The following is a 10,149-nucleotide window of genomic DNA, read 5'->3' as shown; positions in this document are numbered from 1 at the left end:
GTTCCACTGTGTGGATATCACCGAGACCGGCGAGGTGAAGAACATCATGCCGGTGGCGCGAATGCCGTTGTGGGAGAATGGCGGCTACTTCGTGCTGAGCCAGGAGATCTTCGATCTGCTGCCGCCCGGCGGTGACCTGATCGCCGATGCGTGCGATGCGCTGGCCGGGCAGGGCAGGCTGTTCGGTTACCAGCATCTGGGTTTCTGGAAGCCGGCCGACACGTTCAAGGAGCGCGCCGAACTCGACGACGCATACCGCGACGGTGCGCGTCCGTGGATGGTGTGGGAATCGGCGTGATCGGACTGTTCACCCGCCCGCCGAAGCGGATCGCGGTGCTCGGCGCGCACTGCGACGACATCGCGATCGGGATGGGTGCCACCTTGCTCGCTCTGACCGGCGCCGATCCCGAGGTCGAGGTGCGGGCTCTGGTGTTGTCGGGGGCGGGCACCGCGCGCGAGGACGAGGAGCGCGCAGCGCTGACCGCGTTCTGCTCGGGGACAAAACCCGACCTCGAGGTGCTCGACATCCCCGACGGTCGCGCGCCCGCGCACTGGGACCGGATCAAGGACGGCCTGGCCGGGTTCCGTCGCGGCGGCGAACCCGAGGTGGTGTTCGCCCCGCATCGCGGTGACGCCCACCAGGACCACCGGCTGCTGGCCGAACTCGTGCCGACCGAGTTCCGTGACCACCTGATCCTGGGGTACGAAATCCTCAAGTGGGAGACCGACACCCCGGCGCCCACCCTGTACCACCCGCTCACTCCGGAACTCGCGCAGCGCAAGTCGCGGCTGCTGCACGAGCACTATCCGTCGCAGACGGGCCGCGACTGGTTCGACGAGCAGGCCTTCCTCGGTCTGGCCCGGATGCGTGGCGTGCAGTGCCACGCGCCCTATGCCGAGGCGTTCGTGCTCGACAAGGCGATCATCAGATGGGAACAGACGTGAACATGCGGGTACTGGTCACCGGGCACCAGGGTTATCTCGGCACCGTGATGGTGCCGGTGCTGCGAGCGGCGGGCCACGAGGTCACCGGTTTGGACATCGGCTACTTCGCCGACTGCCTGCTCGGCGAGTTCGCCGGTGACCCAGCGGGTTTGGCGGTGGATCTGCGCGAGGTCACCGTCGAGCAGTTGCGCGGTTTCGACGCGGTGATCCACCTGGCCGCGCTGTCGAACGATCCGCTCGGCGCGCTGGCTCCCGAGATCACCTACGACATCAACCATCACGCGTCGGTGCGGCTGGCCCGCCTCGCCAAGGAGGCCGGGGTGCGCCGCTTCCTCTACGCCTCGACCTGCTCGGTGTACGGCGCCGCGGGCGCCGAACTGGTCACCGAGGACGCGCCGTTGCGCCCGATCACCCCGTACGCGCAGAGCAAGGTGCGTGTCGAGGACGATGTCGCCGCCCTGGCGGATGCCGATTTCACGCCGGTGTTCCTGCGCAACGCAACGGCTTTCGGCTTCTCCCCGCGGCTGCGCGCCGATATCGTGCTGAACAATCTGGTCGGCTACGCGGTGCTCACCGGTGAGGTGAAGGTGCTCTCCGACGGCACGCCGTGGCGCCCGCTCGTGCATGCCGAGGACATCGCGATCGCCTTCGCCACCTGCCTGACCGCGCCCGCCGCCGACATCTCCTGCCGCGCGTTCAATATCGGCACCGAGGTCAACAATCTGACCGTCGCCGAGATCGCCGCCGCGGTGGTGGACGCGGTGCCGGGTTCGCGGCTGCTGATCACCGGCGAGAGCGGTGCCGACCCCCGCTCCTACCGTGTCGATTTCTCCTCCGCGCGTAAGGTTCTCGGCTTCGAGGCGCGCTGGACGGTGCCCGCGGGCGCCGAGGAGCTGTTTACCGAGTACACCGCGCGCGGGCTCACCTCCGACGCGTTCTTCCGCCGGTTCACCCGGTTGCCGCATCTGCAGGGGCTCTGCGACGCGGGTGAACTCGACGCGCGGCTGCGCCGGATCAGTGCGCCGGCGCCAGCGTAGCGCGCAGTTGCGCCCAGCTGCCCGCCTGCGCGTCGCGCGCCGAGACGATGCCGGCGGGCAGCGGCCAGTCGATGGCCAGGTCGGGGTCGTCGTAGGCGACCCCGAGGTCCTCGGCCGGGTCGTGCGGGCGGTCGATGCGGTAGCAGACGTCGGCGACCTCGGTGAGCGCCTGGAATCCGTGCAGGAACCCGGGCGGCACGTACAGGTGGTGGAAGTGCTCGTCGTCGAGCCGGAACCCTTGGCTGGCACCGAAAGTCGGCGAGTCCGGCCGGATGTCGACGAGCACGTCGTAGACGGCGCCGTGTGCGCAGCGCACCAGTTTGGCCTCGCCGCGCCCGCCGCGTCCGTGCATCCCGCGGATCACCCCGCGCACCGACCGCGACTGCGAGTCCTGCACGAAGGCCGCCGCGGCACCGTCGACCCCGAGGTGGGCGTCGAATTCGCGGGCGTCGAAGGTGCGGGTGAACAGCCCGCGCTCGTCTCGGAACGGCTCGGGAACGAGCACCACCACGTCGGCCAGTTCGGCCCGCTCGATACGCACGAGGACATCCTGCCATGACTCGCCGGTGCCGCGGCTGCGGAAATTCCGAGCTCACTATCGTTCTCGACCTGGGCACGGTCCCCGCGGCCGATCATTTCCCACCGCACGACAGCCCCGTCGATCCGGCGGAGACCGGTCATCCGCTGCGGATGGACCAGTGCGTGGCGTGTGGGCTGGCTCAGCTGGCCGACGACGACACTGTCACCGCCGAACCGCGCGGCATCGAACCGCAGGCGCTGCGCGATCAGGCGGCGGCGGCCGTGCGGCTGGTGCACGCGGCCGGTCTGCTGCACGGGTCGACGGTGACCGAGTTCGGCAGCCCGCACGGCGGCACCTGGCTCCCGTTGCTCACCGAGCACGGCTTCACCGAGCAGACCGAGGGCGCGGCGGAGGTTGTCCTCGATTGCTTCGGCATCATGCACGAGCCCGATCAGCGGGCCGCGTTCGCCGCGCGCGCCGCCGCGACGGCCCCGGACGGTGTGCTATTGGTGCAGTACCACTCGCTGGCCGCCATCGTCGGGCAGGGACAGTGGAATGCGTTGCGGCACGGGCATTTCGCGTACTACTCCCTGGCGACGCTGCGGACCCTGTTGCGCGCGGCGGGGATGAGTGTGGTGACCGCGTGGGAGTTCGAGCTCTACGGCGGCACTGTGCTTCTGGCCGCCCGCCACGGTGTGCACGCCCCCGATCCGGCCGTGGAGCGGGTGTTGGCGGCCGAAGCCCAGGTGCTCGAAGGGTCGACTCCGGCACTGCAGCAGGTCGTCGACAAGCATGTTCACGCACTGCGCGAGTGGCTGGAAACAGCTGCCGCACAGGGCACTCAGGTGTATGCCTACGGTGCCGCGTCCCGCGCCGTCGCGTTGCTGTCCATGGCAGGCGCGCGACGTGGCCTGCTCGCCGGTGTCGCCGACGCCTCCCCCGCCAAACAGGGCTGCCGGATGCCCGGCACCGATGTGCCCATCATCTCCCCCGCCGAACTCGTCGCCGCCGACCCCGGCGCCGTCCTGCTGACCCTGCCCGATCTGCTCACCGAAGTGCGCACCCGGCTCCCCGAGCTCGCGGGCCGCTGGTTCGTCGACGACCCGGCCGGGCCTACGGCAAGACCTTCTCCCGCTGATTCTCGCCGAGCAGCACATCGACCATGCGGGGCAGAGTGCGGGACCGGTCGTGACGGGTAGCGATATGCGCGCGGCCCGCTTCCCGGAGCCGCGCCCGCAGCTGCGGGTCGTGCACGAGCCGGCGCAGTGCCTCGCCCAGCGCGACCGGATCATCGGGGGCCACGCACAGCGCGACATCGTCGGTGACATTGCCGCCGTGTTCGGTGGCCACGACGGGAACACCCAGGCTCATCGCCTCGAGCACCACCAGCGGACCCGCTTCGGGTAGCACACTCGCCGACACCAGCGCATCCCATCCGCGCACGGTCACCAGCGGGTCGACGTGCCCGAGGAAGCGAACCCGGCCCGCCAGATCGGGGCGGGCAGCCCGCTCCCGCAGTTCGGCCAGATACGGTTCGTCACCCGGCAGGGTGGTGCCCGCGATCTCGATCCCGACCTCGGGCAGTTCGGCGGCGGCGGCCAGCAGTATGTGATGGCCTTTCCACGCGGTGATCACGCCGAGAATGCCGATCACCGGCGGCCTGCGCTCCACGATCGGGGCGGCCTCGACCGGCCACTTCACCCCCAGCCACGCGACATCCACGTCGAATCCCAGCGCCCGCACCGGCGCGGCCGCGCGCTCGGAGACCGCGACGGCCCGGCCGACGGCCCGACGCCCTATCCAGGCGACCACGAATTGTCTTCGGCTGGCCAGAATGTCGTGCACCAGCCAGACCGTCGACCGGCGGCGCGGCAATGACAGTGCCACCGCGGGCAGCGCCATGGTCGAGTTGACCACCAGCTCCACCCCGCCGCCGCGCGCCACCTTCCGCAGCACGATCGCGGCCTGAAACCACCGCCACAGCATGACCAGCGCGGCCCGGAAGCGTGCCGCGCCCCGCTGACCGGTCAACCCGAGTTCCCGAATCGGGAGGTGGCCGACCGAGGGTGGCAGCCGGGCGCTGAGCGGGCCCGTCGGGCAGACCACCCGCACCCGGTAGCCCCGCGCCACGGTCGCCTCGACGACATCGAGCATGACCTTCTCGGCGCCGGACGCCTGCGCGGTGTGAGCGACGAACACCACCGCCCGTACCCCGTTATCGACCGGCACGCAGCACCTCCGCATGGGTGCGCAGCACGGTCACGGCCGGCTTTTCGGTGTAGTCACGTCGCAACATCCCGAAGTTCTGTTCGAGGTCGTTGCTGTCGGGACCGGCGTCGACCAGGGAGTAGACGAAAACGGGTCCGACATCATGGATCGCGGTGACCAGACCGAGTCCCTGATCGATGATCCTGGCCTGCACGTCCTCGCTGACAGCCCGCTCACCGGTTCCGGTCGGCGCCCCGAACTCGGTGGGCCACAGCTGCATTGTGGTGTCGTGGTGGGAGTCCATGATCCGCCGGATCCGCATCAGGTTCCCGAACGCGTTGTACCAGCTCTGTGAGTCCGGCAGCTCGGGATAGGAGTACGGATGCACGGCGATCGCGTCGAAGTCGGCGTCGGCGCCGAGTTCGTAGAGGTCCTCGACGAACGAGGTCGGCGAGATGTCCTGCCCGTTGTCGGCCGCGGGCGCCAACCCGCCGACGAGGATCTGACCATGCGGCTGGCGCGCGCGCACGGCTTGCGCGGCCTGGCGCAGCAGATGGGCGTAGGTGGCGACATCGGGGCGCGGCGCGAAGAAGGCCGTGACATTGGGTTCGTTCCAGATCTCCCAGTGCGCGATCTGGTTCTTGTAGTGCTCGACGGCGTCACCGACGAACCGGCCGAACAACACTGGCTGCGGCGCGGCTTTGCCGCCGCCCACACCATCGTGGGGGCTCGCCCAGGACGGTGCGTAGGTGAGGATCGCCAGCACCGACAGATCGTGCGCCCGCGCCGCCCGCACCGCGCGGTCGGTCGCCGACCAATCCTGTTTTCCGCGAACGGGTTCGATCACCGACCAGTCGATATCGATGCGGACCCAGGTGGCGCCGGTCGCGGCCACCAGACCCATCTGCCGATCCAGTTCCTCGGCGCTGAGCTGGAGCCAGGAGTGACCGCCGGAGATGCCCAGACCTGATCGGATCACGGTGTCAGTGCTCGCGGTCGGCTCCGGTGTGCAACCGAGCACTGTCGCCAGGACGACCACCGAGGTCAGCCCGGCCCGAGCGATCCGCCACAGTGTCATCAGTTTTCGGCCCTCGCAAGCTTCGTATCGTCAATCCCTCGGTCCTTCGCATGATGCTTCCGGCGATGAGAAGGTATATCAGGCAGGCCACGGCCGAGGTGAGAATCCACGGCGGGGCCCAGCGGTGCGCAATCGCGGTCGCGGCGGCAATCACCGCGACGGCCACACCGGTGACCGCGAGCAGCGTCGTCGCCGGCAGCAGTCGGCGCATCCGCACGGTCGCCAGCACGCCCAGCCAGACGGCGGCCAGCAGCACCACCTGTGCCGCCAGGCCCGCGATGACGGCGCCCTCGTAGGACATCCGCGAGATCAACGGCCACGCCAAGGCGAGGTTCACACCCAACGCCGCCGCCGCGATCCAGGGGATCAGGTTGTTGCGGCCGGTGGCCATCAATGCCACCAAGCCCAGGTGTGCCAGGGCACCGAGTAGGCCGCCGACGACCTGTATGCGGCTCGCATCGGCCGCGGCAACGAAATTGGTGCCGAACAGCAGCCCGACCACCTGACCCGCGACCGGCCAGAAGGCCACCAGCGCGGTCAGCCCGAGCACGATCAAGGCCGCGTTGGCCTGGCGGAAGAAGCGCCGGAACCGCAGCGGATCATCCGGCCACAAAGCGATCAGCAGGGTCGTCAGCGGCCCGACCACCGCCACCGCCGCGGTGTCGAGCAGGTCCGAGAACTTCATGCCGACCGCGAAAAGGCCGACGGACTCGAAGGTGTCGAAATGCCCGAGCAGCAGCAGCCCGACCTTCTGCAGCATGATGATCAGCGCCAGCCCGATACTCAGCGGCAGCGCCTCGCGCAGCATCGGGCTCCACCAGCTCAGCTCGATGCGCCGGGCCGGGATGGGCCCGCCGAGCCCGCGCGCCACCGCGATGATCTTCACCGTCACGGCGACGACCTCGTAGGCGATGGCGGGCACCACCACGAGGAGCAGGGTCGGTGCCCACAGCACCGCCGCCACGGTCAAGGCCAGCTGCACGCAGCGGGCCAGGGACTCGGCCGCGGCGACCAGGGTGAGCCGCATCGTGGACTGGAACAGGATGGTCAAGGCATGGCTCGGGGTGGCGATCACCACCACGAGCCCGGCGAGCGCGGTGGCCGCGACCACCGGTGCCGGACAACGCAGAACGAGCACATACCCGATGGCGAGCGCGTAACCGACCAGGCCGAGCACCGTGCGCAACACGATGAACGAGGTGGCGATCTCGGCGGCCTCGGTGGGGTCACCGTGCACCAGTTTGCCGATGACCGCGCGCCCGACTCCGAGGTCGGTGATGATCGCGAGCATGCCGAGCAACCCGAAAACGAACGAGAAATAACCCCATTCGACCGCGGGGAGCATGCGGGCGATGAGCGTGGTGCCGAGCAGGCCGAGCACGGCGGCGAAGATCCGGGCGGCGAGCATCGCCGCGGTGTTGTTGGCCGCGGCACGACCCGACTGCGCGCGGGACCGGATCTCGGTGGGGCCACCGCTGGGCGGGGGTGGCGCGGAGACGGACTCGTCCGTCACGACATCAGCCCGGCCGCACGATAGGCGGCGACCGTCGCCTCGGCCGTCGCCTGCCAGCTCAGTGCGGACATCGCGACGAGTCCGCGCGCACGCAACTCCCGGTTGGCGGCGTCGTCGTGCAGCAGGGGGCGGATGGCGCGCACCCACGATTCGGTGGTCGCGTCGGTCACCAGTACCGCGCCGTCACCGCACACCTGAGGCAGCGCGCCGACCGCGCTCGCGACGACCGCGCCACCGCAGGCCATCGCCTCGACCGGCGGCAGCCCGAAGCCTTCGTACTGCGAGCAGTAGGCGACCACGGTGGCGGCCGCGTACAACGCGGGCAGATCCGCCAGGTCGACGTAACCGAGCCCGATCGCGCCGCTCGGTGCCTGCGGACCATCGGATCCGGCGCCTGCCAGCACGAGCGGGACGTCGAGGTCGCGTGCCACCTCGGCCAGCATGGCGACTTGTTTGCGTGGTTCGACGGTGCCGACCTGCAGCACGAACCGCTGCGGCAGCTGATACCGCGCGCGCACCCGTGCCACGGCGGCCTCGTTGGGCTCCCGCGCCCATTGGGCCGGAGCCAGCGGCACCACCACCGCCTCGCGACCGAAGCGGTCCGCGATCCGCTGCGCGGTGAATTCCGAGACGGCGATGAGCAAGTCGGCCCGGGTCAGCGACATCCGCACCAGCAACTGCTCACCGCGTGCCCGATACCGGCTGAACGCCCACGGCACATCGAAGACCGACAGGTCGTGCACCGTACTGACCGTCGCGCCCGGCCCGGACAGGGGAATATCGACGTCGAGACCGTGGAAGACATCCACACCGCCCAGCGGCGCGATACCGTGCCAGGCTCGGCGAGCGCCCGCCGCGACCGGCCGCGACAACGCCGCGATTCCTGATGGCAGCGCGGGCGCGGCGTCGGCCTGCACCAGCGCCGACATCGCGGTTCCGGGCATCAGCCCGGTCATCCGCCCCAGCAGTTCCCGCTGATAGGTAGCCACGCCCGCCCCGTTCGGGCGCAATGCCAGCGCCCCGAAACACACTGTGGGGCTGGAACTTTCACTGTTCACGTTACCTGCTCGGGGACAGAGCTGCGCTCGGCGGCCGGGGACGGGGACTGCTGCTGGGTGACGGCACAGCCGACGACCGCGGCCAGCAACCAGAAGTAGAAATCACTCGGGAAGATCTCGAAGTAGCTCGACGCGATCGCCGCCACCGCGCTGGCCAGCACGGCCGCCGCGACACCGAGCGCCAGGGCCGAATCGGGCCCGCGCATCGTGCGGGCCGAGCGCAGGGCCATCAGGTAGATCACCACCAGGATGGCCGAGAACAGCCACACCCCGATCGGCCCCAGTTCGATGAGCAACTTCACGTAGTAGTTGTCGGGTTGATAAGGGCGGCCATAGATTTGGACCTCTCCGGTGGCGTACGGCATGTCCCCGGCCATCGGACCCAGTTCCTCGACCAGCAGCCTCGCCGCCGCGGCGCCGGTCGAGCCGAGTCCGTCGCCGAAGGGGTGACTGCCGACAGTCCGCATGACGGTGTTCCAGCCGGTCCCGCGATCGGCCAGGCTCGACGAGGAGAACAGCGAACTGCCGGCCTGCGACGACACCGCGATCCCCCCGATCGCGACCACCGCCACCGAGCCGACGATCACCGGCATCAACTGGCGCCGGTAGCGCACCACCGCCAGCAGCAGGGCACCGACCAGCAGCCCGGCCAGCGCGGCACGCACCACACTCGCCCCCGCACCGAGGACCAGAATCGGCGTCGTCAGCAGGAACAGCCGATTGCGCGGGCGTCTGGGGTTCGCGAGTGCGACCGACCCGCCGACGAGCAGGACCATCACCAGGTAGAACGCATACGGAAACGGCTGGTTGAAGGTGCTGAACGAGCGCAGCAGGCCGCCGGCGTAGCGGATCGTCTCGTTGTACTTGTAGCCCATCTGCGCCAGGCCCGCGCCGCCGATCACCTGCTGGGCCAGGCCGAACAGCGCGATCCCCACCGACTCCACCATCATGATCGTCACCAGCAGGTCGCGGTCGCGCGCGGTGAACGGGCGCAGATACAGGATCAGCGGGACCACGATGAAGTAGAAGAATGTGATCTTGATGGCGAACAGTCCGAGCGTCCCGGCCGTGAGAAACGCCGACACCACCCCGAAGACGCACAGGGCGGCGCCGAAAGACCACCACGGCACCACTGGACGCGGATCGGCCTGCCGGTGCGGCACGAAAACGGCCACCAGCAGGGTGAGTCCGAGCAGCGCCTCCTTCCAGCCGTCGACCTGCATCCAGCCCGGCGCGATCTCGAGCAGACCGTTGAACGGGACCAGTGCGGCGACCAGCAGCACGCCACGCTGCGGCCGGGACCGGATCCAGCGCAGGAACACCCAGCCCACCGGGATGGCGGCCAGGTACAGCAGCGAGCCCATCAGCCCCGCCCGGCCAGGCGCTTGGTCCGCGCACCGAGGCGCACCAGCGCCTGGCGCAGCACCTTGCCGTCGCCGGCCAGCACGTCGACCGGACCGACCAGGTCGCGGTATTCGCGGCGCGCGTGGTGGTTGAACCGCAGCACGTCGGAGAATTTGCTGAGGGTCGACGTCGTGGAGGAATGGTTGAACACCGAAGCCCGGTTGATCGCCAGCACCCGGTTGTGACCGTAGAACCCGCCCCGGGCACACAATCGCGCGATGAGATCGATATCCATCGCATAGAAGAAGTCGGTGCGAAATCCCCCGGTGACCTCGAATTCCTGGCGCCGGAACAGGAACGCGGCGGTCGGGCACAATTCGTCGGGCAGCTTGCGCACGAACGCGCCCAGCGCCGTACGCGACGAACACCGCCCGACCAGATTCCCC

Annotated in this window: 10 protein-coding genes and 1 pseudogene; 4 read left to right on the top strand and 7 right to left on the bottom strand. The window is 69.6% G+C overall.

Annotated features, from left to right (window positions below; all coding sequences use genetic code 11):
• The 3 genes and pseudogenes from ACFWPJ_RS15110 to ACFWPJ_RS15100 all read left to right on the top strand — a co-directional run.
• Positions 1–298: pseudogene (locus ACFWPJ_RS15110) on the top strand (glucose-1-phosphate cytidylyltransferase); the annotation flags it as partial.
• On the top strand, positions 283–945 hold the full coding sequence (locus ACFWPJ_RS15105; protein WP_378851501.1) for a PIG-L deacetylase family protein: 663 nt from the start codon (positions 283–285) through the stop codon (positions 943–945). The pseudogene ACFWPJ_RS15110 and the gene ACFWPJ_RS15105, both read left to right, overlap by 16 nt.
• 2 nt (positions 946–947) lie before the next feature.
• Positions 948–1,982 (top strand): NAD-dependent epimerase/dehydratase family protein, encoded by a 1,035-nt coding sequence (locus ACFWPJ_RS15100; RefSeq protein WP_378851498.1) that lies wholly within the window; start codon positions 948–950, stop codon positions 1,980–1,982.
• Here the strand turns inward: ACFWPJ_RS15100 and rfbC are convergent.
• Positions 1,960–2,523 carry a dTDP-4-dehydrorhamnose 3,5-epimerase gene (gene rfbC, locus ACFWPJ_RS15095; RefSeq protein ID WP_378851492.1) on the bottom strand — a complete coding sequence of 188 codons (564 nt, stop codon included), beginning with the start codon at positions 2,521–2,523 and terminating at the stop codon, positions 1,960–1,962. The two genes, ACFWPJ_RS15100 and rfbC, sit on opposite strands and share 23 nt — an antisense overlap.
• Before the next feature lie 14 nt (positions 2,524–2,537).
• Here rfbC and ACFWPJ_RS15090 point away from each other — a divergent pair, with 14 nt between their 5' ends.
• Positions 2,538–3,701 carry a class I SAM-dependent methyltransferase gene (locus ACFWPJ_RS15090; RefSeq protein ID WP_378851490.1) on the top strand — a complete coding sequence of 388 codons (1,164 nt, stop codon included), beginning with the start codon at positions 2,538–2,540 and terminating at the stop codon, positions 3,699–3,701.
• Here ACFWPJ_RS15090 and ACFWPJ_RS15085 read toward each other — a convergent pair.
• From ACFWPJ_RS15085 to ACFWPJ_RS15060, 6 genes are all read right to left on the bottom strand, one after another.
• Positions 3,616–4,731, bottom strand: a complete 1,116-nt coding sequence (locus ACFWPJ_RS15085) for a glycosyltransferase family 4 protein (protein ID WP_378851487.1) — start codon at positions 4,729–4,731, stop codon at positions 3,616–3,618. The genes ACFWPJ_RS15090 and ACFWPJ_RS15085 overlap by 86 nt on opposite strands.
• The gene (locus ACFWPJ_RS15080; protein WP_378851484.1) at positions 4,718–5,689 is read right to left on the bottom strand and encodes a cellulase family glycosylhydrolase; all 972 of its coding nucleotides are present in this window, start codon (positions 5,687–5,689) and stop codon (positions 4,718–4,720) included. The genes ACFWPJ_RS15085 and ACFWPJ_RS15080 overlap by 14 nt, the downstream gene beginning before the upstream one ends.
• Positions 5,690–5,693: 4 nt before the next feature.
• The gene (locus tag ACFWPJ_RS15075; protein ID WP_378851481.1) at positions 5,694–7,301 is read right to left on the bottom strand and encodes an oligosaccharide flippase family protein; all 1,608 of its coding nucleotides are present in this window, start codon (positions 7,299–7,301) and stop codon (positions 5,694–5,696) included.
• Positions 7,298–8,230, bottom strand: coding sequence for a glycosyltransferase family 4 protein (locus ACFWPJ_RS15070; RefSeq protein ID WP_378851495.1), 933 nt, complete (start codon positions 8,228–8,230; stop codon positions 7,298–7,300). Before ACFWPJ_RS15070 ends, ACFWPJ_RS15075 begins: the two co-directional genes overlap by 4 nt.
• Before the next feature lie 125 nt (positions 8,231–8,355).
• Positions 8,356–9,723 (bottom strand): O-antigen ligase family protein, encoded by a 1,368-nt coding sequence (locus tag ACFWPJ_RS15065; RefSeq protein WP_378851478.1) that lies wholly within the window; start codon positions 9,721–9,723, stop codon positions 8,356–8,358.
• On the bottom strand, positions 9,723–10,149 hold a 427-nt coding region (locus ACFWPJ_RS15060), incomplete at its 5' end, for a glycosyltransferase family 2 protein (protein ID WP_378851475.1). The genes ACFWPJ_RS15060 and ACFWPJ_RS15065, both read right to left, overlap by 1 nt.

It is taken from the genome of Nocardia sp. NPDC058497, from assembly GCF_042720195.1.
Lineage (GTDB): Bacteria > Actinomycetota > Actinomycetes > Mycobacteriales > Mycobacteriaceae > Nocardia.
The sequence above is the reverse complement of the archived record's forward strand: the minus strand, read 5'-3'. Positions and strand labels throughout refer to the sequence as shown.